Origin of the sequence: Rhizobium sp. BK212, assembly GCF_014197475.1 — a bacterium.
GTDB classification, from domain to species: domain Bacteria; phylum Pseudomonadota; class Alphaproteobacteria; order Rhizobiales; family Rhizobiaceae; genus Rhizobium; species Rhizobium anhuiense.
In genome coordinates this window covers 821,476-845,209 of the sequence record NZ_JACIFS010000002.1, presented here as the reverse complement: position 1 = coordinate 845,209, position 23,734 = coordinate 821,476, and the positions used below count along the sequence as shown (strand labels likewise).

Annotated in this window: 21 protein-coding genes; 7 read left to right on the top strand and 14 right to left on the bottom strand. The window is 56.8% G+C overall.

Annotated features, from left to right (window positions below; translation table 11 throughout):
- Nucleotides 1–24 precede the first annotated feature (24 nt).
- Nucleotides 25–2,301 carry a polysaccharide biosynthesis tyrosine autokinase gene (locus FHT79_RS09095; protein ID WP_183903280.1) on the top strand — a complete coding sequence of 759 codons (2,277 nt, stop codon included), beginning with the start codon at nucleotides 25–27 and terminating at the stop codon, nucleotides 2,299–2,301.
- A complete protein-coding gene (locus tag FHT79_RS09090) occupies nucleotides 2,301–3,005 on the top strand; it encodes a hypothetical protein (RefSeq protein ID WP_028758147.1) in 705 nt (234 codons plus the stop codon). The genes FHT79_RS09095 and FHT79_RS09090 overlap by 1 nt, the downstream gene beginning before the upstream one ends.
- A 117-nt stretch (nucleotides 3,006–3,122) precedes the next feature.
- On the opposite strand, the gene FHT79_RS09085 is transcribed toward FHT79_RS09090, so the two are convergent.
- Nucleotides 3,123–3,833, bottom strand: a complete 711-nt coding sequence (locus FHT79_RS09085; RefSeq protein WP_028758148.1) for an Ig-like domain-containing protein — start codon at nucleotides 3,831–3,833, stop codon at nucleotides 3,123–3,125.
- 690 nt (nucleotides 3,834–4,523) lie between these two features.
- Between FHT79_RS09085 and FHT79_RS09080 the strand changes: the two genes are divergently transcribed.
- The 4 genes from FHT79_RS09080 (at nucleotide 4,524) to FHT79_RS09065 (ending at nucleotide 10,674) form a co-directional block, all read left to right on the top strand.
- Nucleotides 4,524–6,149, top strand: coding sequence for a right-handed parallel beta-helix repeat-containing protein (locus FHT79_RS09080; RefSeq protein ID WP_183903279.1), 1,626 nt, complete (start codon nucleotides 4,524–4,526; stop codon nucleotides 6,147–6,149).
- A gap of 494 nt (nucleotides 6,150–6,643) precedes the next feature.
- Nucleotides 6,644–8,410, top strand: coding sequence for a type I secretion system permease/ATPase (locus FHT79_RS09075; RefSeq protein WP_028758145.1), 1,767 nt, complete (start codon nucleotides 6,644–6,646; stop codon nucleotides 8,408–8,410).
- A gap of 15 nt (nucleotides 8,411–8,425) precedes the next feature.
- Complete coding sequence (locus FHT79_RS09070; protein ID WP_025554628.1) at nucleotides 8,426–9,736, top strand: HlyD family type I secretion periplasmic adaptor subunit; 1,311 nt, start codon at nucleotides 8,426–8,428, stop codon at nucleotides 9,734–9,736.
- 242 nt (nucleotides 9,737–9,978) lie between these two features.
- On the top strand, nucleotides 9,979–10,674 hold the full coding sequence (locus tag FHT79_RS09065; protein WP_028758144.1) for an SGNH/GDSL hydrolase family protein: 696 nt from the start codon (nucleotides 9,979–9,981) through the stop codon (nucleotides 10,672–10,674).
- 43 nt (nucleotides 10,675–10,717) lie between these two features.
- On the opposite strand, the gene FHT79_RS09060 is transcribed toward FHT79_RS09065, so the two are convergent.
- The 12 genes from FHT79_RS09060 to FHT79_RS09005 form a co-directional block, all read right to left on the bottom strand.
- Nucleotides 10,718–11,194 carry a glycosyltransferase gene (locus FHT79_RS09060; RefSeq protein WP_025554624.1) on the bottom strand — a complete coding sequence of 159 codons (477 nt, stop codon included), beginning with the start codon at nucleotides 11,192–11,194 and terminating at the stop codon, nucleotides 10,718–10,720.
- On the bottom strand, nucleotides 11,191–11,649 hold the full coding sequence (locus FHT79_RS09055; protein ID WP_025554622.1) for a glucuronosyltransferase: 459 nt from the start codon (nucleotides 11,647–11,649) through the stop codon (nucleotides 11,191–11,193). The genes FHT79_RS09060 and FHT79_RS09055 overlap by 4 nt, the downstream gene beginning before the upstream one ends.
- Nucleotides 11,650–11,859: 210 nt before the next feature.
- The gene (locus FHT79_RS09050) at nucleotides 11,860–12,843 is read right to left on the bottom strand and encodes a glycosyltransferase family A protein (protein WP_028758143.1); all 984 of its coding nucleotides are present in this window, start codon (nucleotides 12,841–12,843) and stop codon (nucleotides 11,860–11,862) included.
- Nucleotides 12,840–13,724, bottom strand: coding sequence for a glycosyltransferase family 2 protein (locus FHT79_RS09045; RefSeq protein ID WP_028758142.1), 885 nt, complete (start codon nucleotides 13,722–13,724; stop codon nucleotides 12,840–12,842). Before FHT79_RS09045 ends, FHT79_RS09050 begins: the two co-directional genes overlap by 4 nt.
- Nucleotides 13,725–13,748: 24 nt before the next feature.
- Entirely contained in the window at nucleotides 13,749–14,693 is a 945-nt protein-coding gene (locus tag FHT79_RS09040) for a glycosyltransferase family A protein (protein WP_028758141.1), read from the bottom strand.
- Nucleotides 14,694–14,777: 84 nt separating this feature from the next.
- Entirely contained in the window at nucleotides 14,778–15,599 is an 822-nt protein-coding gene (locus FHT79_RS09035; RefSeq protein WP_028758140.1) for a galactosyl transferase, read from the bottom strand.
- A gap of 12 nt (nucleotides 15,600–15,611) precedes the next feature.
- Nucleotides 15,612–16,643: a polysaccharide pyruvyl transferase family protein gene (locus FHT79_RS09030; protein WP_183903278.1), complete on the bottom strand. Its 1,032-nt coding sequence runs from the start codon at nucleotides 16,641–16,643 to the stop codon at nucleotides 15,612–15,614.
- A gap of 30 nt (nucleotides 16,644–16,673) precedes the next feature.
- A complete protein-coding gene (locus FHT79_RS09025) occupies nucleotides 16,674–18,176 on the bottom strand; it encodes a lipopolysaccharide biosynthesis protein (protein WP_028758138.1) in 1,503 nt (500 codons plus the stop codon).
- A 151-nt stretch (nucleotides 18,177–18,327) separates the two neighbouring features.
- The gene (gene pssM, locus FHT79_RS09020; RefSeq protein ID WP_028758137.1) at nucleotides 18,328–19,230 is read right to left on the bottom strand and encodes an exopolysaccharide glucosyl ketal-pyruvate-transferase; all 903 of its coding nucleotides are present in this window, start codon (nucleotides 19,228–19,230) and stop codon (nucleotides 18,328–18,330) included.
- Nucleotides 19,227–19,733: an acyltransferase gene (locus tag FHT79_RS09015; protein WP_028758136.1), complete on the bottom strand. Its 507-nt coding sequence runs from the start codon at nucleotides 19,731–19,733 to the stop codon at nucleotides 19,227–19,229. Before FHT79_RS09015 ends, pssM begins: the two co-directional genes overlap by 4 nt.
- Nucleotides 19,733–20,884, bottom strand: coding sequence for a glycosyltransferase (locus FHT79_RS09010; protein ID WP_028758135.1), 1,152 nt, complete (start codon nucleotides 20,882–20,884; stop codon nucleotides 19,733–19,735). The genes FHT79_RS09015 and FHT79_RS09010 overlap by 1 nt, the downstream gene beginning before the upstream one ends.
- Nucleotides 20,885–20,915: 31 nt before the next feature.
- Nucleotides 20,916–21,989, bottom strand: coding sequence for an endo-1,4-beta-xylanase (locus tag FHT79_RS09005; RefSeq protein WP_028758134.1), 1,074 nt, complete (start codon nucleotides 21,987–21,989; stop codon nucleotides 20,916–20,918).
- 204 nt (nucleotides 21,990–22,193) lie between these two features.
- On the opposite strand from FHT79_RS09005, the gene FHT79_RS09000 reads away from it, so the two are divergent.
- Entirely contained in the window at nucleotides 22,194–22,568 is a 375-nt protein-coding gene (locus FHT79_RS09000) for a hypothetical protein (RefSeq protein WP_028758133.1), read from the top strand.
- 8 nt (nucleotides 22,569–22,576) lie between these two features.
- Here the strand turns inward: FHT79_RS09000 and FHT79_RS08995 are convergent, their stop codons facing one another.
- Nucleotides 22,577–23,464 (bottom strand): DUF6030 family protein, encoded by an 888-nt coding sequence (locus FHT79_RS08995; RefSeq protein ID WP_028758132.1) that lies wholly within the window; start codon nucleotides 23,462–23,464, stop codon nucleotides 22,577–22,579.
- Nucleotides 23,465–23,734: the final 270 nt, after the last annotated feature.

Sequence of the window (23,734 nt, the reverse complement as noted above, 5' to 3'; positions counted from 1 at the left end):
TGACGCCTTTGTTGGAGATCGAAATTGCTATCGCCAGATAAACTTACGCCACGTATCGACCCCTCCCGCGATACCGGAAACGAAGCTGACTTCATCGATTTCGATAAGCTCATCGCAATTGCCCGCCGACAGTGGCGGATGGTTGCGGCGTGTGGTTTCGCCTTCGCCATTCTCGGCATTGTCTATGTGCTGACCTCGGTGCCGGTCTACACTGCCGATACAAGCGTGCTGATCGACCGCAGCGACAACCAGGTGATCAACCAGCTGGCCGCTTTCGGTCAGATGGACGATGACGAAGGGACTGTCCTCAGTCAGGTCGAGTTGTTGAAGTCCGACACGATCGCCTATGCCGTCGTCGACAAACTGAAACTCGTCGACAATCCGGTGTTCATGGCGCCGAAAAGCTCGCTTTTTTCCGTCTCGACGCTGAAATCCTTTGTGAATTTCCGGTCATGGTTTGCCGATGACGCAGTCGTCGCACCCGATCCGGAAATGAAGCGGCGAAGCGCTGCGGAGACCGTCGCAGGCAATATCGATGTCGAACGCGTGGGCAAATCCTATGTGCTCGATGTCAGCTATACCTCGCAGTCGCCGGATCTGGCGCGTGATATCGCGGCTGCCATCGCCGACGTCTATCTGGTCGACAAGCTCAATTCGAAATATGAGGCGACACGCCGGGCCGGCGAGTGGCTGCAGGAGCGTATCGAAGAGCTGCGTCAGCAAGCGCTGGACACCGACCTTGCGGTTCAGAAATTCCGCAGCGAGCATGGGCTTGTCGAGGCCGGCTCCGGTACACTGATCAGCGAGCAGCAGCTTTCCGAGATCAACACTCAATTGATCAATGCACAGGCCGAGACGGCAAAGGCCGAGGCGAAATATGCCCGCGTCAAGTCGATCATCGATGCCAAGCAGACCGATGCGATCGTCACGGATGTGCTCGACAGCTCGATTTCGAACGACCTGCGCAAGAAATATCTGGAGGCTTCCAAGCTCGAGACCGAAATTGAAGCGCGGCTCGGTCCCGATCACGTCCAGGCTGTTCGGCTTCGTGCGGAAATGGAAGAATATAAACGGCTCATGTTCGATGAGTTGAACCGCATCGCCGAGAGCTACCAAAGCGAACTGCAGGTCGCGAAATCGCGCGAAAATTCCTTGCGCGACAGTGTGACACAGGCGACGGGCATTGCCGCAAGCGCCGGCGAAACGCAGGTGCAGCTTCGCGAACTCGAGCGTACGCGCGATACCTACAAGAACCTCTACCAGAGCTTCCTGACGCGTTACCAGGAAGCCATTCAGCAGCAGAGCTTTCCGATCACCGCCGCACGCATCATCACGACGGCGGAGACCCCGACGAAGCCGAGTGCTCCGAAGCGCGCCTTGGTCGTCGCTTTTGCGATGTTCCTGGGATGCGCAGTCGGAAGCGGCATAGGCGCTTTCCGTGAATTCCGGGATCGGTTCTTCCGCACCGGCGATGATGTCCGCGAGGTCCTCGACGTCGAGTCTCTCGGCGTCATGCCGCTGGTTGAAAATAACGTCGAGGATCCGACGCTCGTTGATCCCAGCAATCCACGCAGCATCGCCAGGGGCGGGAAGACCACGACCTATGTCGAGGAGCATCCACTTTCGGCATTTGCCGAGACGCTTCGAAGCGCCAAGATTGCCATCGACCTCAGTGCAGCCGATCAACGCTGCAAGGTCATCGGCGTCGTGTCGAGCCTGCCCGGCGAGGGTAAGTCGACGACATCCATCAATTTTGCCAAGCTTCTGGCAATGCAGGGTGCGCGTTGCCTGCTTATCGATGGCGACATGCGCAATCCTGGTGCCACCCGCGCGATCGGCCGCCATGCCGAGGCCGGCTTGCTCGAGGCGATCGTCGACGGTCGTCCGCTCAAGGATCTGATCCTTCTCGATCCGAAAACTAAGCTTGCATTTTTGCCGACGGTGGCACGGTATCGTGTTCCTCACTCGTCGGAACTGCTTGCGTCACGCGGCATGGATCAGCTTCTTGAAATGGCGCGTCAAAGCTTCGATTATATTATCATTGACCTTCCACCCCTCGCGCCGGTTGTGGATGCGCGCGCAATCAATTCGAAGCTCGATGCGGTGGTTTTCGTTATCGAGTGGGGCAAGACGTCGCGTAAAGTTGTGCAGTCGACCCTGCTGTCCGAGCCGGAACTCTACGCGAAATGCGTCGGCACCATATTGACCAAGGTCGACCCGTCGCAGATGAAACTTTACCGGACATTCGGTTCGAGCGAATATTATTATAAGCGTTATTCGCGATACTATACCGAAAGCTGATGCTCCGCAGTCAGTTCGTTTCGGTCAGCAGGATCGCTTTCATCATCGTCACCGTCGTCTTCGTGATGCTGGCCGGTCGGGAGCTCTACGCTTCGATCAGAACGGCCAGCATCTCGATCGTCGCCGAACGGATCGAGCGCGGTGACACCGTAAGTGACGATGTCGTGACCAGATATGCGTCACGCAGTGCCGAGGTGGTTGACGAGCATTACTGCCGATCCGACATTGTGGCTGCTGGCGTGACCCTTGTTCTGGCGCAACTTGACCGCCAGAACGTTAATGTCAACTACGACGCCTGGGCCGCTGCGGTGTCGAGTGCGGACCGATACCTACGGTATGCGCTTTCGTGCATGCCGACGAACAGCAATTTTTGGCTTCGTCTTGCGGCCGTGCAGTCGATCATCGCCGAAGAGCCGCTTTCGCTTGCGGGAATGATGAAGCGTTCGGTCGCTCTCGCGCCTTACGACGAGTCGATGATTCTAACCCGGTTCTATTTCTGGAACGATTTTACCGATGCGACGCTTGTGGCGGCAAAGAGTGCCCTCGATAGCGATCTTATGACGATGCTGAAACGGGGCGATCGCTGCCGGGTCAACGCCACCATAAAAGAGATCAGCCCGCAACTTCGCCCCGTCTTCGACCGAACCTGGGCAGCCGTCGGGGACGGCGCAACAGCGCGATTTGGGCAACGCTGCAGCAAGTAATCATCCGCAATTTTCTGAGGACACTTCCAGACCCAAGATGGCCGTGAACCAAGTCTTATGAGCAGCAACGCCCGCCGTTTACGCGGCGGGCGTTGCTCATCGATTGGTTATTGACGATCAGACGGGGGTGCCCGAAACAAAATCCGTGCCGGTGATATTGAGCGTCAGAACGCCGACATCCGTGTGACCTTGGCCGTCCGAGATCTTGTAGTACTGGATGGTTTCCGTGACGTGATCGCCCGGGGCGATATCTGCTGCCAGGTCATAGGTGAATGAGCCATCCGACTTGACATGGAACGTGCCATAGGAGCCGGCGACGTCGGTCGTTGCGCTTGGATTGCCGTTTACGTTCGTCGTGCCGAACTGACGGAGGAAGAGATGACCATTGTCGCCGGGAATGTCGTTGTCCAGAGCGTTGCCAGCGATGGCGCTGCCTTCGTTGAAGCTGTAGTGGTCGTCGACAGCGATCGGCTTCACCTGGGTTACGCCCTGAATGTTCAGGGTGAACAGGCCGACGTCGGTATGACCAGCGCCGTCGGAAATCTTGTAGGAGACTTTTTCCTGAAGCAACTCACCATTGGTGAAGTTGACCTTGGCAGCGTCGCTCAGAACATAGGTGTAGCTGCCGTCCGGCTTGACGAAGAAGGTGCCGTAGTCGCCCTGAATTTCGGTGACCTGGCTGTTGCCTTGCTTGGCGCCAACGGCCTGCTGATCGAAGGCACGCAGGAACAGGTGGCCGTTGTCGGATGAATCGTTAGAAAGCAGATTTCCCGAGATGACGTCGGTTTCCAGAAATGTTGCACTATCGTCGGTTGCGTGAATAGCCATTGATTTCTCTCCTTGAATTATTCTTCGCCGGCCGTCCCTGACCTTTGGCGAGCCGCCCGATTAAGGATTTCCTAATGCGGAGAGTCAAGAACATAATTAACAGAATGTGAGAGTTTCCGAGAGGGGTGAGCAATAATGACACACTTTAAATGTGCATAAGACGATGAAAGGCCTCAGAAATATTACGTTAATAATAAGTGAGAGCATAGGATAATAGTCTCATTTCCATATTTCTTCCTGATGCAAGAATCTTTATTGGGGAGCAACTTATCGGAGCGCGATATGATTCTTGGTATGAATGTCATATTTCGTCTAACCAGATTGAGCTATTGTTTAATTCTCAGTTTTTCGTTGTTTGTGCCATTATTGCAACTGCGCAGTGCGTCGGGTTATGTGCTGTCACTTCCCCGTCATATCCGTTTATCACGAGAGATCAGGTATCGGCAGAAATTCCATTCTGCCAGCGCTTCGTAAGTTGGAAAGTAAACTTGGTTCACTCAGATGCCTGAGTAACCGAGGTGCGCTATACGGTACAAATTTTCTGCAATGCGAAATATGTATCGCGTGAAAATGTCTATTCTTCAGAGATCAAGAATTATTGCGGAATGTCCGGCATTTTAGTGTTTCATTTTAGCCGACGGAGAGAGGTCCCCGCTTAAAAGATTTCCATCAGCGCCGGGAGATCGCAACATGACCGTCTATTACGTGAATTCAGCAACAGGGTCCGACCACAATAACGGAACCAGCGAGAGTTCAGCTTTTGCGACGTTGTCTGCCGTCGAATCCTTGAGGTTGAACCCCGGCGACAGCGTGCTGCTTGCTGCCGGAAGCGTATTTAATGAACAGTTCGACCTGAAATATTCAGGCAGCATTGCCGCTCCGATCACGATCGGCAGCTACGGTATCGGCGATGCGCCGGTCATTCACAGCAGCAATGATGGCATCCACGGTTCCAAGGCTTCGAATATCGTCATCGAGAATATCAAGATCGCCGATACCGGCGCCAATGCGATATATGCAGGGAATGTGTCGAACTGGACGGTGCGCAACGTCGAGGTGACCAATACGGGCCTTGCTGGAAAGCCCGGCTCGATCAGCTTCCAAAGCAGCCAAAACATCACGATTGAGAACAGCACCCTGACCGGCGTACATGCCGATGGCATTTGGATGGACAAGGTCAACGGTGTCACCCTGATCAACAATACCGTCACCAACAGCCAGGGTGCAGCAGCAGACGCCATCCAACTCAACAACAGCAGCAATATCCTGGTCAAGGACAATCATCTGGAGCAGACGGAGACCAACAGCGCCAAGGGTGTCCTCGTGCTGGTTCGGGCTGTAAATGCCGTGGTCGAGGGCAACACGCTGGTCGGCGGCGGCTTTGGGTTGAGTGCTCAGGCAGGCACGAACATCGCCATCCATGACAATGATATCTCGGGATACGGCGGTTATAGCTGGTCCTACGGCATCGGCCTTGGCGATCAGGGTGACGCCAAGAACTATGATATCAGCGGAAATTATGTACATGGCGGCGTGTATGGCGTCCTCGTCAGCGCCGCTGGCAATCCCAGCTATATCCGTGAGAACATCGATATCCATGACAATGTCTTTGACGACCTGTCTTCGTCAGCGCTGAAGGTTGACAGGCCTGCATCAGGGTCCTTCTATGACAATATCATCGACAGCTTGGTCTCGACGTTGACGATGCCGGCAGCAATTGCTGCTCAGAACACGTTCTCGATCGGCGAAAACAAAACGCTCGAACAAGCGCAGGCCGAGCTCGACAGCGCCGCTGGCAGCACAAGCAGCAATACGTCATCGAACAATGAGCAGACGCCCGCAGCGCCCGTCGTCGAGCAGCATGTGGAAGTGCCGGCGCAGCCGCAGACAAGCACCCCGCCGGCTACGACCGAAACGCCTACCGCGACGGTGGCTGCGGCCGTCGTTCCGAAGATTGTCGCGGTCCATGACAGCCTGAAGATCTCGGCCGATACCGGCAGCGCCTATCACGGCAATCTCCTTGAGAACGACAGTGCCGTCAACGGGATCGTGCTGCTGCGGCGCTTCGGTGACAGCGCGGTGGACAAGCATGGCCTGACGCTGACCGGGAAATACGGAGTCATCCATGTCGACAGCGATGGCGACTTCACCTATACGGTCGATGCCGCTAAACTCGCCAGCCTTAGCGGAAAAGTCAGCGAATCCTTCCAGTACAAGATTTCCGATGGTGCTTCCCACATCGATACGGACTCGTTGAGCATCGCGATCAACGTGGATGCGTTCCATAGCAGCCAGGTCTCGCACCTGCTGATCTGAACCTGACCCATGCCTGGAAAATGCCGGTCACCTTCCGGCCGGCCGAATTTCTCCGGCTGGAAAGCTCGATGACGAATTGGTGCCCAGCGTGGGAATCGGGTGGGTGATCGATGACAAAAGATTTCCGCCGTTCATCAGAAGAATAAACTATAGGTCGAATTTATAGTTAATAGCCTAGTAAACATCCGGTCTATGCGCGCGACACGTTCATCTTTCTGAGCCGTTATTGGGCGGTTTGCGATTTTCACTTGCTTTGGCCGGTGTATTTAGCGTAGCGTTAGGCTAGAATCCCTGAAATCGCTCGCTATAAATTGGAATATTTGGTCACTTTTCGGTTGGATTCATGCAATAAGCTATGGGCTTGCAAGCGGAGTTCGGCGCCGACGCCGGGATCCAAAGGCAGTCGTGTGATTGATCGGGCTTGATGGACCCGTAGCTGCAGTGCGCGCTCGCATATTTGCTTGTGTGCGATGCAGTAAGAGAGGGATTATTTCGTGTTTCAGAGTTCAGCAGCGGATGTCAACGAGCCATCCAAAGCCTTGCGGAAGTGCAAGGGAGGGCTTGTCTTCATTGGTATAGCAAGCGCGCTTGTCAATATCCTTTATCTTACAAGTTCGTTCTTTATGCTTGAGGTGTATGACCGCGTCATACCCAGTAAAAGCATACCGACGCTGGCTGCTTTGGCAATACTTGCGCTCGCTCTCTACGCGTTTCAGGGGGCGTTCGAAGTCCTGCGCAGCAGGATGCTCGTGCGCGTTGCCGGCGCACTCGACGAGATGACTAACGGACGTGTGTTCCGGGCGCTCATCAAGGCGCCATTGAAGGTCAAAATCGGCGGGGACGGGCTTCAGCCATTGCGCGACTTCGACCAGATCAGAACCTTCCTGTCCGGCATGGGCCCGACGGCGATGTTCGATCTGCCCTGGCTTCCGTTCTATATTGTGATCTGTTTCCTGTTCCATCCGGCGATCGGATATATCGCGATCGGCGGATCGCTGGTTCTCGCCATCCTGACGTTCATGACCAACCAGGGAACGCGTACGCTCTCAAAACAGCAATCCGAAGCCGCCAATATGCGAAATGCCTTTGCGCAGAGCTCGATCCGTAACTCGGAGGTCATTCATGCCATGGGCATGGCCGGCACCATGGGTGAAATCTGGGATCGCAAAAACGCGGAATATCGCAGCATCACCCGGCAAGCTTCGGATGTCGGCAACGGCTATGCTACGCTGTCGAAGATTTTCCGTATTGCCCTGCAATCGGGAACGCTCGCGACCGGTGCGATCCTGGTCATCCAGGGGCAGGCGTCCTCGGGCATTATCATTGCGGGTTCGATCTTGACGTCTCGGGCTCTGGCGCCTGTGGAAGCGGCGATCGGAAATTGGCGCGGTTTCGTTTCCGCCCAGCAGAGTTGGGCGCGGCTGTCGAACCTGTTGAAGACAATTCCGGAGATTCCGACTCCGCTTGCGCTTGCGGCTCCGACCAAGCAGGTCACGGTCGAGGGGGTAGCAAGCGGGCCGCCGGCGGGCCAGCGCCTCGTCATTTCCGATGTCAGCTTCGGCCTGAGGGCAGGAAGCGCGCTTGGAATCATCGGTTACAGCGCCTCGGGCAAGTCGTCCCTGGCTCGGGCGATGATGGGTATTTGGCCAACCGTCAGAGGATCCATTCGTCTCGATGGCGCAGCACTCGACCAATGGGATGGCGACGCACTTGGCCGGCATATCGGTTATCTCCCACAGGACGTAGAGCTTTTCTCAGGAACCGTCGCGCAGAATATCTGCCGTTTTGCGAAGGAAATGTCACCTGAGGCGGTGGTTGCCGCGGCGCGGGCGGCGCGTGTTCACGATCTCATTCTTCGTCTGCCGAATGGTTATGAAACCGAGATCGGCGAAGGCGGTGCTGCGCTTTCCGCCGGCCAGAGGCAGCGTATCGCACTTGCAAGAGCCCTTTACGGTGAACCATTCCTCGTCGTGCTCGACGAGCCCAACTCCAATCTCGACGAGGAAGGCGAGCGGGCGCTGAGTGCCGCGATCATGAGCGTGCGTGCACGCGGCGGCATCGTCGTCGTCATCGCGCATCGATCCGGCGTTCTGGCGGTCTGCGACTTCGTGCTGATGATGCAGGACGGCCGGATGATCGCATTCGGTCCCAAAGAGGAAGTTATGGCGCGGGTTAGCCGACCGGAAACGGCGCGCACGCCGATTGCCGAGCGCGTGGCTCAGCTCAAAGTCGTCGTCGACGGCATGAATGCGGCCGAATAGGCCGGAGGGAAGATTGTGACTAAGCTTATCAGTGAATCCAGGCGCTCTCTTAATCGCCATGTCGCGGTTGTCGGCGCATTGTCGATAGCCCTCGTTTGCGGCATTGGCGGTTGGGCGGCGACGACAGAGCTTTCGAGCGCAGTCATCGGCGAGGGCGTGGTTGTCGTCAACGGCGATGTCAAGAAAATCCAGCATCTGACTGGCGGCATCGTGTCGGAACTTCTGGTCTCCGAAAATGACCACGTGTCGGCCGGGCAGGTCCTGATACGCCTCGATGGAACCTCGACGAGAGCGAACCTTTCGATCGTCGAAAGCACGCTCGCCCAGCTCTATGCGCGCCGCGCCCGTCTGAAGGCGGAACGGATCGGCGCCGATTCGTTCGAGGTTCAGGAGAACATCAGCGATCTGACATCATCCGGCACAGCCGCGCAGGATCTTCTCGATGGCGAGCGGAAACTGTTCGACAGCCGCAGGTCGGCGCTTATCGGAATGAAGAGCCAGTTGGCGTCGCGCAAGGATCAGCTGGCCGAGCAGGTCAAAGGGTTGGTCGTTCAGATCAATGCCACCAACGATTCCCTGGGTTTGATCGAAGAGGAGCTCGAAGGAGTCGACACTCTCTACAAGAAGGGGCTCGTAACGCTTCAGCGTTTGAATCAGCTCAAGCGCGCGCGCGCCGATCTCCAGGGCAATAGTGGCCAGGAAATTGCCGCAAAGGCGGAAGCCGAAGGCAAGGCGATCGAGATCGATCGTCAGTCAATTCAGCTGGACGAGGATCGTCGTTCGGAGATCGCAAAGGATCTGACCGACGTCGAGGCGAAAATAGCCGAAAATGAAGAGCGCCGTGGGGCCGCGGTCGACCAACTCCGCCGTCTCGACATTACCGCGCCGCTGAGCGGGCGGGTTCACGAACTTTCGGTCCACACGGTCAATGGCGTCATCGATCCGGGCCAGACGCTGATGCTCGTCGTCCCTGAAAATGACGACCTTACGGTTGAGGCGAAAGTCGCTACTCGCGATATCGATCAGGTTCACGTCGGCCAGTTCGTCGATGTGCGATTCAGCGCCTTTGATCAGCGCACGACGCCCGATGTGCGTGGCGAGATCACCTCCATTGCGCCTGATATCGTCAAGGATGAACGAACCGGCATCAGCTACTATCCTCTTCGCGTCAAGCCGGAGGCTGCGAGCATCGCGAAGCTGAAGTCAATAAAGCTCTATCCCGGCATGCCGGCTGAAGTCTTTATCAAGATCGGCGACAGGACGGTTATCTCCTATCTCACGAAGCCGCTGACCGATCAGATGCAGCACGTATTTCGTGAGGAGTGATTGGCGGTCGTATCGGATCGCCAAGAACGCCAACGTTTCAAAGTAGCCGTTGTCATCCGCTAAAGCGTGTCGAGAATCTTTCAGATTCGCGACGCGCTTTATGTTAATGCATGTCGATATCGTAACCGCTGCACAGTTCTGCGGAACATGCTCGAGGCTTGGGTTTGGTTATTTTGCCACGATCGAACAGGCATGAGCGGCCATTTCACGAAATTGTCTCAAGCCAGCTGCAGGGTCTCCCGATGATTGGTTTGCGGCTTTGGCGAACAGTGCGAATTCGGAGACGACGGGCTTCTGGGCTGGTTTTGCTTTTGGCTTGCCTCGGGATGTTTTCAATCACCAGGAACAGTTATGCCGAGGGTCTTGCGCCGTTGAAAATAGTGGCTTTCGGAACATCCTTGACGGCCCGCGGGGGATGGCAGCCCGCCTTGGAGGCCGAGCTTGCAGCCTGTCTGCGCCGGCCCGTGAAGGTCGACAGCGTTGCAAAGAGCGGCGAGACGTCGCTATGGGCTCTTACCCAAGTTGATCGCGTCGTTGCCGAGCAGCCGGATATCATCCTCATCGAGTTTTACGCCAATGATGCGTCATTGCAGCGGTTCGTGTCGCTTGCACAAAGCCGAAAGAATATAGGCGGCATTCTCGACCAGCTTCGGCAGCGCCTGCCGCAAGCGCGGATCATCGTCATGGCGATGAATCCGTTTTCAGGATTACGTGGGCTGATCCGCCCCTTTGTGGATAGCTACATTTCGGCCCATCAGGCGGAGGCGCAAAAACGGGGTCTGGAGTTTGTCGACCACCGGCCCAACTGGCAGCGTCTTGCGCCGGATGACCTGGCTGCGGCGATTCCTGATGGCTCGCATCCTCTGCCCGACATCGCGTCCAGGATCATCGCGCCTGAACTTGTCAAACATATCGCTGGCAACAATTGCGGAGAATGAAAATTCCTCACTTGCCCGTCACCGTCGGTGACTGCAGCCGGGTTCAGGCCGTTGCGATATAGTTTTTCAGGTAGCTGACCAGCGAAGCCCGACCGGCTTCCGAGGGGTCTTCGTGAGACGGACTATCCAGGTCTTCGAGGAGATAGTTTCTGAGATCGTCATCGCTATGCGCGACGTAGATTCCCGGCCGGCCCGCAAGCTGGCTCACCGTGGCAAGCTGGTGATCGTTTCGGTGCTCGCCGAGAGCCGCTTTCCGGGGGACGAGAATGATCGGTTTCCCAAAACGCTTGGCCGTCAGAACGGTGCCGATCCCGGCATGAGAAACGATGATGGTTGCATCGCGAAAGACTCTGTCGAAGTCCTGCGGCTCGATATTCTTGATCCACTTCATATTCTGTGGCGTGTAGCTGCCTCTGCCGATCTGTGCCAGAACCGGTTTGGACAAATCCTTTGCGAAGGTGTCGACAGCCTTGACGAGGCGATCGAATGGCAGCTGCGTTCCGACGGTGACAAGGATCAAAGCACAGCTCCTGCGTAGTGGGGACCATCCGGCCGTGAAAGATGCTGCCATTGCGTGAGCCAGAGTGTCGCAATATGGCCGGCCAATTTACCCGATAGGGAAAGCTTCTCGACATTGGCGACGCTGTCGATCCAGATCGTTCGCTTGCCTGTCAATTTGCCGGCAAGCAGGCAAAAAAGTCCGGGCGCGGCGCCGGTCGAGATGACAACGTCTGGCCTGTGCCGGAGGACGATCGAGAAGGCGCTGAAAAAACACCGGATCGACATGGGAATCGAGTCGCGGCTGCAATCGGGAAGCACCAGACCGTCACGAATGTCGTATTTGGCAAGCAGCCCGGGGATGGTCGTTGCAAAGATGATATCGCAGCCCTCGAATGCGCTGCGCATGGCCATCAGCTGCTCCCAGTGGCCGCCTCCTGACGAGGCTGCGAGAACCTTCAATTTTTTCTCAGTCATTGACAGGCATCTCCTATATTTGACCGATGATAAGAGCGAAAAACCATTCTGTTCGAACAGCGGTGGTGTCACGATCGTTCAGCGGAAGTGTACCATTTTTGGCCCGGTTGATTGAAGCCTTGAAGTTGATAAACCGCCAATTACGCATGATGTTTTCGTCCGAAACAGAATAACGGCCAAAACTCGCTCAAGCGCGCTCCGCATACGATATCAGTGAGCAGCATTGGGCCTATATTCCTGATATGCATGTCCGAGAATCCCGTTAACCATGCCCGCGCCGCGCAGAACATGGGTGAGGGCACGCATGCCCCAATAGGGGGAAATCAGGATCGCCGGCAGCATGACCAACCCAAGCACGACTCTCGTGGCGCCATAGGCCGCGCGGTAGATCCGGCGCTTCAGGTTGCCGTGCAGGACTTCGCTGACTGCGAAGGTATTGCCGAGCCGGTATTGTCTTTGCAACACCCATTTCCAGGTCATCCGGTTCGCAGGCACGATGTCGTAGACAAGTGCCTTGTCAGCCCAGAAAACCTGCATGCCCCGGCGGATGGCCTGGTTGAAGAAAAGGTAGTCCGTGCCCCCGGTAAAGCGCATCTTCTCTTCAAAACGCAGGTTCCATGAGCGGATCAGCGGATAGTCGAACATGACGTTGTTCGAGGCCGCATAGGAAATGCGTTGACCGTCGGTGTTCTTCTTGCGCTCGAACACCCTTGCCCTGATGAAATATTCCGGCGGGTTTTCCGGATAGACCGGTTGGACCGGACCGTAGACGCAATCTGCGCGGTTTTTCTCCCGGGTCTCCAGCATCGCGTCCAGCCAGCCGTCGACCGGCCATTCGTCATCATCGAGAAAGCAGAAGAGGTCGGTGCCTGGAGGCGCCGAATCCAGCGCGCGATTGCGCGCAAAGGGTATGCCCTGGTTCGGTTCCACGACATAGATCAGGTCGTAGGCGCCTGTCTGGCCAAAGCCCTCCACTGTCGCCTTTGCGCTGCCGGTCGCATCATTGTCCACGATCACCATGGTGAGATGATAGGGACGATCTGGATGCCTGACCTGGCGCGTCATCACGTCGAGCAGCTTGGCGATCCCGTCCAGGCGCCGATAGGTCAGCACGCCGACGGCGATCTTCAACGGCGAAACACCTGCCTGACCGGCGCCGACGGAGGAATGCGGGAAGGTTTCTTGCTGGTTCATGACCGTCCTCTCCGCAGCATATTTCCCAAGCGCTTGCGCGCGGCCATCAAGGCCACCTGGGTTGCGGCATCCTCGCCGAACGGACCGCCGGCCAGCGTGTTGCGTGCTTCGCTGCGAAGCTTCAGCAGCGAAGTCGTTTCGGCAATGCCGCCGGCGACCAGGCTCTTGCCGAGCGCCTGCAGCCCATCATAGCGACGCGCCAGTTCCAGCCCGGTCGCGATCATGATCTGCGGGCGTAGCGTTTTTGCCCTGCTTGTGCCCGTGTAGCGGTTCGACGCATGAATGCGCTGGAATGTCAGAGGCGTTTCGACGATGGCGCCGCGGCCGAGAAAGGCAGCGGCGAATTTGAGATAGTTGTCGCTGAGCACGACGCCATCCGCCGCGGACATCGGCAGGATCTGGCGCAGCAGGTCGCGGCGGAAGCTCAAGCCCGATGTCGGAACGGGAAGAGAGGGGAAGCCACCTTTGCCAAGCGTTTCCCGCTTGTCGAACAGCGTCACCTGCAGTTCTGCAGGAGGCTGGTCGCCTTCATTGGTCGTCACCCGATCGAAGCACCAGTCGATCTCGTTGCGATCGTAGATCTCGGTGATCCGCGCGAGCTTGCCGGGCAAAAACGCATCGTCGGCATCGAGGAGAAAGATGATGTCGCCGCTTGCCGCCGCGAAGCCTGCATTGAAGCTCGAGGCCTGGCCGCCGTTTTCCTTCAATACGGTCCGGATCTGTTTCCCGTAGGAAGCAAGGATCTCGCGGGAATCGTCCGTCGACCCGTCGTCGACCACCACCACTTCGAAATCAGGGTAGCTCTGCGACAGAACGCTGTCGATGCATGGGCGCAAAAACTGCCCATAATTGAAATTGTTGATCAGCACCGAGAGTTTCAAATTATCGTCTCCTGGACCAATCGATCACCGCGCCAGCGTCTGGGGCGCGTATCTGCGAATTCCGGCACGATAACCACGCATGTAGTAATATTTCCAGATGGCCCAGAAACGCTTCTTCGATTGCGGCAGGAGATAAAGCGTGGCTGCCCGACAAGCCCATTGCGCGCTTTCGACCCAGGTTTGCAGCGGAACGCCACTTAGCCTCATCCCTTCGGGAACCTCGTCCGGGAAGAGTGCCGGCATGCCGTAGCCGAGCCGTTCGCCCCGTTTCTGTACCCAATCCTCGGTGACACTTGATGCCGGAATCCAGTGATGGACCACAGCTTCGGCGCATCGATAGGATTTGGCACCATTTGCCGCCAAGCGAATGATGATCTCCGCATCTTCACCCATGGCGAACATCTTTCCGGGAAGAGGACCGATATCTTCCCGGTAGCGCACGCTCGTTCCAAGCAGATCCCGCCGAATGATCGTGTTCGGACCCCAGACTTTCGTCGGATCACACGGTCCGCTTTGCGTTTCGTCGACGATCGCGAAGGTGGATCCCATCGGAATCCAGTCGATAAAGCGGCCCTTCGGTTCTTTCTCCCAATCGGGGACGATACGGCCTCCGAAAACGCCGTAGGCCGGATGAGCGATGGCGCAATCAACGATCGCTTTCAGCCAGTTCGGTTCGGCGCGTATGTCGTCGTCCGTAAAGACAACGAGATCTCCCTTTACCCGATCCAGACCCAAATTCAGCGCGCCGGATTTCCCCGGCTTGCGCTGCTGCAGGATGGTGATTGGAAGCGTCTCGCTATACGATTTCAAAAGATCAAAGGTGCCGTCATTGCTGTTGTTGTCGACAGCAATCAATTCCCATCGGTCATGGGGAAGCTCCTGGCGCACCAAGGAATCCAACATGTGGCGCAGCCGGCGGCTGGCGCCATTGTAGGATGCAAAGAGCACGCTGACGAATAGATCCGACATCAGTTACCAACCCTCTTGGTGAAGTCGAAAGAGAAAAGCGTCATATTTTGACTGCCTGTGCGATGTTCGAACGGGATTGATTCCTTACGCGGGGTTCGACCGCGTCTTGCCGAAAAACTCGCGCCTATGACTTTCACCGAGCACCCTCAGCTTACGAAGATTGCGCAACCACCGCCGTGGTTTGGTCAGCACGCCGCGGTTCAGGAAATACTGTCGTAGCAGGCTCGGTGCCTGGCTATGCGATCCGCCATGGGCAACCCGATAGACCGCCCCACGAAAGGGAAGCTTCGTGAGCGGCGCTCCGCGTTGGGCAAGGATGTTCGCAATGCGGACATGGCTGCCGAGCATCGACTTGATCCAGTCGAGCGAAGCATCCTCAAAGCGTTCCGGCAGTTCATAGAGATCGGCACGAATGATCAACGAGGTACCGCAGAGATGGCTGAAGTCGTCATGGCCAAACAGGAAATTGCCGCCATCGTCCCAGATGTAACCGTGGTCGATCGTCCATCCGTTGGCGTCCCGATGATCGGATACGTGCTGAACGATCCTGGAGCTGACGAAGTCATCGTCATCGACAATCATGAAGAAACGACTGTCGGTGGCGTTCAACATGCCACTGAGTACGCGACGGCCTTTGTCTGCCCGGAACGCATCAAGGAAGTCTTCCTTGCTGCCCTTTCCGAGCTCATGCAGGTCGTTCGGCGGAAAGGTGACGCGCACCGCGGAAAATTTCTCCGGCAAATCGGGCAGGTCGGCCCCTTCGTTTGCGACGATGATTCCGCGCCAATCTCCATTGGTCTGGTTGGAAATGGAGGTCACGGTCTGGCTGAGGTTCGCCTTCAGCCTGCTCCAATCACGGGCATTGTCCTGATGTCGGACCGGGATAATGAAGGTGACAAGTGGCATCGAATGACCCCCTTAAGCCCGCAAGCTCACAGCTTCTTTTTGATCGGCACGCCCCTTGGACGCCTGACCACGCGCCCATTCGATTCCGTCCTCGAGCGAGGTTGCCTTATATGAAAGGTCGGTTCCGCCGGAGAAAGCATTCATGAAGCGGCGGATCTTTCCATAGCTGTTATCAAGCACGGCATGCGGGCGGCCGAGCAGCAGCGAGCAGATATGGACGTGCAGGCGATCGGTCACGATTGCGCGGGCACGCGAAATCTGACTGATGCCGCGCTCGAAGCGGTTGTGTGCCGCAGCATCCAACCTGCGCAAGGCAACTTCGCTCGGCTTCAATGCGAGATAAGCCGAAGCTACGCCCAACCTCTTGGCGATATCGACCTTCCGTTTCGACTCGGTAATCCAGTCTTCCACAGGAATATCGGAAGGAATCTTGCGATCGGTACCGCCGACCCGTTCCGCATCCTCGCGCAACATGGCGAGGACGGGGATCTGTGTCGCCCTTTCCGGCAGCGGGCCGATGGCAAAAGCCATATCGGGGCACAGTCGTACGGCGCAGTCGAAGTGTTTTTCGGAAAACTCCTTCGATTCCTCGTCGCGCACAAGCAGCACGAAATTCTTGTGGCGCCCGATTGCCCGTTTGGATTGCTCGATGCGTTCAGACGAGCTGTAGTGGATCGATTGCGGGAACTGGATGATCTGCCGATCCGGAAAACGCTCCATGATGGCTTCGCGAAAATCCTGGTGGGCAACCCAGATATCGCCGAAATTGCCGCCGCCGTGAATGAAGATCGGGCCGGTCGGTACCCGCCGTTTCAGTTCGTCGGCAGAGAAGTCGTATAGCCTGGAAACATAGTCCGGGCGCTTGCCGAAGCGATCCTTGAGATAGGCCATCTCACCCAGCCAGATTGCCGAGTCGCCGCAATTGCGGATGTCGGGAAAATCGAGAATCGCAAGCGGTTCGTCGCGCGAGACATAGTCCTTCAGGCAATCATGGATCATGCCATTGAGTTTTGCGATCAGCTCCGATCTGGATTGGCTGGTCATTCTGCCTCTCTTGTTTGTGTTCGTTTAGCTTCAGGCCGACTTGGCTACGGCAATACGTTTGGCTTTTGACAGGAACTTGACAAAGATACGCTGAACTTCGGTTTCCGGCCCGTTTGGCTTGTTCATCGCGAGCCAAAGGACAAAGCTGGAACCGATATAGATGATGCCGCCGGTGATGAGCAGAATGGCCAGATGAAGGGTCAAGCCCAGCTTATCAGTAGGCATGCTGAGGAAATGCGACAATCCTAGGACGCCGGCTGCCATCAAGGCAACGCTGGCAAGCGCGCGGAAGTTGGCGCCGAGCTGTTGGAAGAATGGCAGGTTGATCAAGCGCTTGACGAGAAGCATGTTGACCACGGTGGAAATCAGGCCCGTCAACACGCGCGCATAAACGACGCCAGGAAGCCCGGCCATCATGAGACCAGCGATGATGATGGGAACGCGAACCACCAGCATCTGCGTGTCGCGGATGAACAGCATCTTGGTATGGCCCTTTGCCATGCCCAGCGGCTGCACGAGCGAACCCAGGGTCTGCAGGGCGAAGACCGATGCGAGCGCCTGGACGATGAAGATCGCGGGAACCCACTTCTCTCCCAGGGCAAGCCGCATCATTGGATCGGCCACGACGGCCATGCCGATTCCCGCCGGAAGCGCCACCGCCGCCAAAAGCGCCTGGGCGCGCTGATAGGCCGCGATCAGGCGGACCGGGTCGTTGCGGACCTTCGAAAAGCCAGGGTAAATCGTCTGGTTCAACGGTGCCGTCGCCTCGCGCGTCGGCAGCGTCGACAGGGTGTTGCCGACCGTATAATGGCCAAGCTGCGTGGCGCCCAGCATCTTGCCGATCAGCAGATATTCGATGCGCCAGTTCAGCGTGTTGACGATCTGTCCGGCCGTCAGCCACACCGAGAACGAAAACAATTCGCGTGCATGACGGAAGGTGATGCGAGGCCAGAACGGCAGGACGGTATAGGAAACGATAATATTGGTCACCTGATAGGCGAGGGTGCCGATAACGAGCGCCCAATAGCTATGATAGATGGCCGCGATTCCTACCGTGACGACAAATCCGACCAGCTTTTGCGAGACGTTGAGGACGAATTCCTGCCAGAAGATCAGGTCACGCTGGAGCATGACACGGCGCGGATTGGCTAGCCCGCTGAGCAGCAGGCTGAAACTCAAGGCAAGCATCACGCTCGTCAGCCGCGGCTCGTTATAGAATTCGGCGATCGGATAGGAGGCGGCGGCAAACAGCAGCGCCAATACCGCGCTTCTCGTCACGCTCAACGTCCACACCGCGCTGAAATGCGTTTCGCTTGGAGATTCGTGGCGGATAAGCGCCTGATTGAGCGAGAGTTCGGTGACCGAACTCAAGATGACCTGGATCGTCGTTGCAATGGCGACGAGACCAAAATCAGCCGGCACGAGATACCATGCGAGCACAAAGGTGCTGAGTGCCGAAAGTCCGTTGACGATGGCGCGGGACAGACTCAGCCACATGCTGCCCTGAATCAGTCGGTCGGTAACACTGCTCATGGGCGAACGGCTCCTGAGGCCGAGGACATCGACCATCCAAGCGGGCTGCGCGCCCATCCCGAGTTCTTCTCCCTCTTGCAGGAGCAAAGGGTGTTGATGGAGTTGGAAAGCATCATGCTTTGTTGCCTCGTCACGAACCGGCTTTGCGACATCACAGGGCGCTTACCGCCTTCTTGGAAAAATCTTGCTTCAGCCGGTTCAGCTCGACCAGCATTTTCTCGTGCGCTCTTACTATAGCCTCGTCGGAGCTGAGCTGTCCCGGCTTCTCGGCCACCCGCTGCAGCGTCTTGACCGTCGAGCCGAACACATAGTTGCCGGTCAGCTGCCGGATGCGGCGGTGACGGAACGTTATGTTCTTCAACAGGTAGGTGTTCTTGCGCACCAGCGACGCTCCTGCTTCAACCAGGTTCGACGGGCCGATCGGATCGAAATCGATCTCCAGGTCGAGCGCACTCGCCCAATCATACCACTTGGCGCGATTGCCCGGCGCGATCGGCCGGATCGCCCGCCAGGGAACGCGGAGCGCATCGGATATGATGCAGCCATGCATCGCCTCGGAGACGACCTTATGCGAAGCGCTGATCTCGGTTAGAACCTTTTCCACCGACCAGCGGGGATCGATATAGTGGATGCCGGCGAGATCGCAGACTTTATCCCAGCTGCCGTACATGGCGCTTTCATAATGCGGCATGAAGGAGACGGGATAACGCTTCTCGATGCTTTTGGCATCCCAGCAGCTGCGCGTGAGGATGCCCGAATCGCCGATCGCGTAGCTCGGGTCGATGCCGAGGATTTCCGCGGTCTTCTTTCCGCGCACGAAATAGAACGTCCAGTTGCCGTCGACTTTCGGCGGGTTGGTGTATCCGCCATAGCCCGAGCCGAAGACGATCTTCTGCATCTTCGGATCGAAATTGTCGTAGAGGATCGAGCCGATGCCGAGAAAGAGCTGGCTTTCGTCCTCGTCGAAGAAGCCCGGAAGCAAACGCTCCCAAAGCCAATGGTTCAGTTCGTCGCCAAAATTCTCGTGCTTCCCCCGGTAGGCAAACATCTTCATCGTGCTTCTCCAGTCGGCAAGTGCGTCACGATCTGCGAGATCGTGTCGTCTTCTCGGGCCATGCGTCCGTAACGCGAAATGATCTTGATGTCGCTGCGGATTATCTTGGCCGGGTTGCCAGCGACAAGCGAGCGCGGCGGAACGCTCTTGGTCACCACCGAGCCGGAGCCGATGACGCATTCGTCGCCGATCTCGACGCCGGGCAGAATGATGCTGCGGGCGCCGATGAAGCAGCGTTTGCCGATTCTCGTGTGAAGATAGAGCCCGCGTGTGAGATCGTGGGTCAGGATAGCCGCCTCAAAGGCGACATAGGTTTCCGCGCCGATATGCAATCCCTTCGGATTGGTCTTGTCGAACCGCACGCTCAACGAAAAGCTGGCCGTCGGATCGATGTCCATTCCCCAGAACTTCGTATAATAGAGCCATTTGGCTTTCACAAATCCGTTCCGCAGCGGGCGAAATACGTTCAGTCCCCACTTCGGCTTTTTTCCTGTCTGCACCATCAAGTCCGACCCCGGCTGGCAAATTCGTCTAGCACGGAACTGTAATAGTCCTCGAGCATCCCCGTCTGACGACGTAAGTCGAAGCGCTCGGCCACCAGAAGCGGTGCCCGCGCGCTAAAGGCTGTCCACAAGGCCTGGTCGTTGAGCAGCCTTCCGACCGCCTCCGCCATTCCCGCGACATCCCGCTCCTCCACGAGATAACCAGTTTTCCCCTCTTCGATCGCTTCGCCCACGCCTCCCGAGCGAAATGCGACGACCGGAGTCCCGACGGCTTCCGCCTCGAGATTGGCGAGGCCGAAAGCTTCGGCGTGACCATTATCGAGGGTCACGCTTCCATGGAGATAAAGCTCCGCACTGGCGAGCAGATCCCTTATCTCAGTCTGCGACAGATTTTCATGGATCGTGACGCTTGGCAAGGAACGACGTGCCAGTGCTTCGATTTCCTCCTTCAACGGACCCTGGCCGACCATGACGAATTCGACCGGGGTACCGGCGGCAGCCACGCGCGAAAGCGCATCGATCATGAAACGATGGCCCTTGTAGTCGACGAAACGGGCAATGGAAACCACGAGCCCTTTTTTTCGCGGACGAGGCTCCATTTTGAAGAGGTCGAGGTCGATGCCGATATGATGGCGATAGACGCGCTCGGCGCGAAAGCCGAGCGCCAGCAGCCGGTCGCGGATGAAATCGGAAACGGCGATGTTCCAGCTGTTCCAGCCGGCCATCTCGCTTCGGCCTTTGGCGAAGAAGCGCACCTGATTGAAGCCGCCCGGCTTTTTCGGATCGCCGCCATAGGTGGCGTCGAAGCCGTGGAACGTCGTGACCAGCGGCTTGCCGGCGGCGCGCGCCAAGGGACCGATGACATAACCGTTCTTGCCGAAATGGGCGTGAACGAGATCGGCTTTGCCGATCGCAGGAAAGAGGAAGGGAAGGCCGATCTGCGGGATTTTCAGAAGCAATTCACCGACTCGCGCAACGGGGGATCGACGGATGTCATGAACCGGAACAGTGGATTTTTTTGTATGGGCCGAAGAAATGCGCGAGCCGGCAAGAATTTCAGCTTCGAAAGAACGAAACGCTACTGCCTGGTTGAGAACAAATGCCTGGCTGGCAGGCAAAAATTTTTCCACATAAATAACGGCCTTTTTCATGAATCTGTTCGCGTCTCCGTTGTCTTGCGCATCACATTGCCTCTATTGCCCGCCGGATACCATCAATCGCACTTCTCGGCGTATTGTTGTCGTCGTAAAGATTAACGCGCTTAGTGCAAGCCGCATTGGGATCGGCCCCCTTCTCATCGCGATCGGCATATTTTTCCGACATGCCCCATACTGTCACGCCTTTCAAGTCGCCATGCTCAGCCGCCACGGTGATCACGTCGCTGAAAATATCGGCGTAGGACGCCGGCGTGAAGCCTTTGTCGCGGTTCAGGAAGTGGCAGGAGGCATCGAGCTCGGTAATGAAAACGCCGATTCCCATCTCCTTCAGCGCCGCACAGAAGCGCCCCATTCCCTCCGGATCGATCCGGTCGAGGCCGGGGCGGAAATGCGCCTGCAGCCCGACCGCATTGATCGGCGTTTTTTTCGCGACGAGATCCTCGACGATTTTCAGGATCCGCGCGCGCTTCTGGTCGAACACGTCGGATTTTTTCTCCAGATGCGTTTCGTTGAGCACCAGCGTCGCGTCGGGATTGGCCTGGTGCGCCATGTCGAAACTCATGCGGATATATTCATCGCCAAGAAGGCGTCGGAAAACACAATCCCGCAGGTCCGGTGCGTCATACTCCAACGGCTCGTTCACCACATCCCAAGCATCGATCGAGTTCTTATAGCGAGTGACAACCTGTTTTATATGACGGTTCATGGTCGCCTGAATGGTCTTTGCATCCGTGATATCAGACACCCACTCCGGGACGCGATACCAGATCAACGTATGTCCATAAACCCTCATGTTGTTTTTGCGTGCAAATGCAACCATACGGTCGGCGCTGCCGAAGCTGAAAACACCGGGTCTCTTTTCCGTGGCATTCCACTTCAGCTCGTTTCGCGGCGTTATTGAATTGACGTTGTCGATGTAGATCTCCGAAGCGATTGGATCGCCGATGTTTTGCAGATCGATTGCCGATCCGAATCGGAACGACTTCCTGTCGGCAAGGGCGCGTAGCCCTGCAGCCGGAGGCACCTGTGCAAAGGCGTGGCCCGCCCTGGCATATAACAGAGCGAGCGGAACCGAGGCGAGGAAACGTCTTCTATTCATTCTATCTCTCACTGTTGGCTTTTTTCATGTCCGCTGTGGAAGTTGAAGGGCCGGGCGCGTCGGCAATGATCCATCGCGGGGTTCGCGTTCAATTGAGTAGAGTAATGCAACCTAAAATATACTTTCGCCGCAGGGGATATTGTCAGTATCTGATAGACTTTTCCGAATGCTCCAAGATATGAATCTTTGCAGAGGGCGTTCGTGATGGAAGATTGGTTTAGCTATCTGATGAGCTGTTTTTCTATGGCATTTCATAATGCCGTTTTTTTTATGGCGACTGCACGAAACGCTCTATCCCTTCTCGATGACTGGCAGTTCATGGCCCTTGTTCTCGGCGTCATCGGCATCATTTTCCTCCTCTCTGCAGCGGTCGTCAGAATGTCGTGGCGGCTGCGTCGGTCGGAGATCGTCATCCGCTCGCTGAACGAAGATCTTGCGCAAGTCACGCAGGATCTCAATGTCGAGCGTGTCTGGCGTCTGGCGGGTGGGGACAGCCCCGAACGGCCGAGTGCGGACAGTTTGAAAGAGCTTTACAGGCTTCTGGCCAGACATCACGACGATGCAAGTTACATGGCGTGATCAGCGCTCTAATGCGGATGTTCACGGCTCTCTGCCGGCGCCTCGGCATCGGGTGGCTTGGAGACCGATTCGGGTTGCTCGCTGCCGATCTCGGCTGCGGGGTCCGGCGATGGAAGCCATATTTTGCTCGAAAAGTAATTTCTCGTTCTTTTCTGAGGTCCTGAAGTGGCATCCAACGACAGTGTAAAATTATAATTCCCGGGATTGAGCACCTCGCGGGTGAAGCTGATGCTCGCTCCGAAGCCGTCTTCCTTGATGTCCTTCAGATTCTTGATCGCGTCGAGCGTCTCGTGAAAATCGAGCCATTGCGGCTGCCGCAGCATGATTTGGAAGATTTGCAGAATGCCGGGATCGAGCTGGCCATTTTGATCCGTCTCGGGATTGATGATTTTCACGCGCATATTGTTGATCGTGCCAGCGGCGTCACCCCGAACGATCACAAAGATAGAGTTCGGGAGCTGGTCCTTCTGTCGCTTGCCGCTGTGCTCAAAAAAGCATTCGAACGTATCGGCGTTGAAGCTAGCCGCCGCCCAATCGCTGGTTTCTATACCGGCATCGCGCAGCGCCGCGCACATTGCGGCGCCGGATATCCGCCATGTCCGTAGAAAAGTCGACGCGGTCTGCGCCGCCGGTGGTTCGATGAGATGCACGGGAAGCGTGAAGGTGACAGGTGGTTTCGGGCGGGGAAGGGCTTTGGGCGGAGGCCTAACCTCAGGAGGAAAGAGATCGTAGCCAAAATAATGGCCGACCGTCTTCAAGTGTTTCATGTCGTTGGAAAGAAGCACCGTTCCCATGATTAGCGAGAGGGAAATCGTCAGCAGCAACCAGAAGACCACGGGAACCCGCGGTTTCCCCAACGGCTGTTTCGCATATGCGGACGACGAATTATCGGGCAAGCTTGTCTTCTCCGGCACGCGAGAAGGGTTTCGATCGGCTGTCTAAATCAAGCAGTATACATTCATCCGTTAAATATCTTTGGCTTCGTGTCGGCAATTGGGCACTTTAAGGGCCGGCATCAGGGGAGGGCTGCAGATTTCGGCAGGGACGCTTCAACACCGTCACACGCGACAATCTTCAATGCAGCCCTGCAATTGCAGGGATGGATACCAGGATGACCTCGAAGCGATTGTATCGTTTTGTTTTCTTGGCAACCCCACGGATTTTTA

What these genes read in the sequence shown, in the direction of transcription:
- FHT79_RS09030 (WP_183903278.1), bottom strand. Translation starts at nt 16,643, where the DNA reads ATGACCAGCCAATCCAGATCGGAGCTGATCGCAAAACTCAATGGCATG.
- FHT79_RS09025 (WP_028758138.1), bottom strand. Translation starts at nt 18,176, where the DNA reads ATGAGCAGTGTTACCGACCGACTGATTCAGGGCAGCATGTGGCTGAGT.
- FHT79_RS09055 (WP_025554622.1), bottom strand. Translation starts at nt 11,649, where the DNA reads ATGACTGAGAAAAAATTGAAGGTTCTCGCAGCCTCGTCAGGAGGCGGC.
- FHT79_RS09000 (WP_028758133.1), top strand. Translation starts at nt 22,194, where the DNA reads ATGGAAGATTGGTTTAGCTATCTGATGAGCTGTTTTTCTATGGCATTT.
- FHT79_RS09035 (WP_028758140.1), bottom strand. Translation starts at nt 15,599, where the DNA reads ATGCCACTTGTCACCTTCATTATCCCGGTCCGACATCAGGACAATGCC.
- FHT79_RS09085 (WP_028758148.1), bottom strand. Translation starts at nt 3,833, where the DNA reads ATGGCTATTCACGCAACCGACGATAGTGCAACATTTCTGGAAACCGAC.
- pssM (WP_028758137.1), bottom strand. Translation starts at nt 19,230, where the DNA reads ATGAAGATGTTTGCCTACCGGGGGAAGCACGAGAATTTTGGCGACGAA.
- FHT79_RS09090 (WP_028758147.1), top strand. Translation starts at nt 2,301, where the DNA reads ATGCTCCGCAGTCAGTTCGTTTCGGTCAGCAGGATCGCTTTCATCATC.
- FHT79_RS09040 (WP_028758141.1), bottom strand. Translation starts at nt 14,693, where the DNA reads ATGTCGGATCTATTCGTCAGCGTGCTCTTTGCATCCTACAATGGCGCC.
- FHT79_RS09065 (WP_028758144.1), top strand. Translation starts at nt 9,979, where the DNA reads ATGATTGGTTTGCGGCTTTGGCGAACAGTGCGAATTCGGAGACGACGG.
- FHT79_RS09010 (WP_028758135.1), bottom strand. Translation starts at nt 20,884, where the DNA reads ATGAAAAAGGCCGTTATTTATGTGGAAAAATTTTTGCCTGCCAGCCAG.
- FHT79_RS09005 (WP_028758134.1), bottom strand. Translation starts at nt 21,989, where the DNA reads ATGAATAGAAGACGTTTCCTCGCCTCGGTTCCGCTCGCTCTGTTATAT.
- FHT79_RS09050 (WP_028758143.1), bottom strand. Translation starts at nt 12,843, where the DNA reads ATGAACCAGCAAGAAACCTTCCCGCATTCCTCCGTCGGCGCCGGTCAG.
- FHT79_RS09015 (WP_028758136.1), bottom strand. Translation starts at nt 19,733, where the DNA reads ATGGTGCAGACAGGAAAAAAGCCGAAGTGGGGACTGAACGTATTTCGC.
- FHT79_RS09080 (WP_183903279.1), top strand. Translation starts at nt 4,524, where the DNA reads ATGACCGTCTATTACGTGAATTCAGCAACAGGGTCCGACCACAATAAC.